The organism is Halorubrum sp. SS7 (genome assembly GCF_005435055.1).
GTDB classification, from domain to species: Archaea; Halobacteriota; Halobacteria; order Halobacteriales; family Haloferacaceae; genus Halorubrum; species Halorubrum salinarum.
Genome location: NZ_SGXV01000793.1, coordinates 1 through 211, shown reverse-complemented (window position 1 = coordinate 211; position 211 = coordinate 1). Strand labels below are relative to the sequence as shown.

Here is a 211-nt window from a genome sequence, read left to right as displayed (position 1 = left end):
CGCGAGCGTGAATCCCGTGGTGTACATCCCGATGACGAACCCGGCCGAGACGGTGACGCCCAGCACCGTCGTCGCCTGCGGGTCGAGCGTGTTGATGTACGTCCCCAACAGGGTGATGAGCGTAATGAACCCGAATCCCTCCGCGAATCGGGTGAGATAGAGCGCCCAGAACTGCGAGCGACTCGCCCCGTCGGTCGCGTTGCTCACACCG

1 pseudogene is annotated in these 211 nt (G+C 64.5%); it reads right to left on the bottom strand.

Going from position 1 to position 211, the window contains the following annotated elements:
- Positions 1-207 (bottom strand): annotated as a pseudogene (locus tag EXE44_RS19930) (MFS transporter); the annotation flags it as partial.
- Between the last annotated feature and the right edge of the window lie 4 nt (positions 208-211).